This is a genomic window from Bradyrhizobium sp. 147, assembly GCF_023073935.1.
Classification (GTDB): Bacteria; Pseudomonadota; Alphaproteobacteria; order Rhizobiales; family Xanthobacteraceae; genus Bradyrhizobium.
Map to the genome: position 1 here is coordinate 1 of NZ_JADPKL010000088.1, position 514 is coordinate 514.

Annotated in this window: 1 protein-coding gene; it reads left to right on the top strand. The window is 64.8% G+C overall.

The annotated features are described in order from the left end of the window. Positions 1-80 precede the first annotated feature (80 nt). On the top strand, positions 81-514 hold a 434-nt coding region (locus IVA87_RS21050), incomplete at its 3' end, for a helix-turn-helix domain-containing protein (RefSeq protein ID WP_247334878.1).

Here is a 514-nt window from a genome sequence, read left to right on the forward strand (position 1 = left end):
TGAGCGGCCCGAGACATAGGTGACATTTCGTACCGGACAGACGGGTTACACTTTCCGCTTTTGTTCTGCGGGAGGTGTAGATGCCGTGGAAAGCGAGTTCGGTGATGGAGGAGCGCCTGCGGTTTGTCGCCCGGCTGCTGGACGGCGAGGCCATGACGGAGGTATGCCGGGAGTTCGGCATCTCGCGGAAGACCGGCTACAAGATCTTTGGCCGGTACAAGGAACACGGGTTCGAGGCCCTGACGGACCGGTCGCGACGGCCGGTGCGCTACGCCAACCAGCTGCCGCAGCAGCTTGAAAGCGAGATCGTCCGCCTGAAGGCAGAGAAGCCACATTGGGGAGCCCGCAAGATCCGCGAGCTCCTGGTCCGGCGACTGGATGGTGACGTCAGGGTGCCGGCCAAGAGCACCATCCATGCCGTGCTCGATCGCCACGGCCTGGTCAAGCGCGCCCGTGAACGGAAGAACCGCGCGCAGGGCACGCCGCTGTCGGCCGGCGCCGTTCCCAATGACCT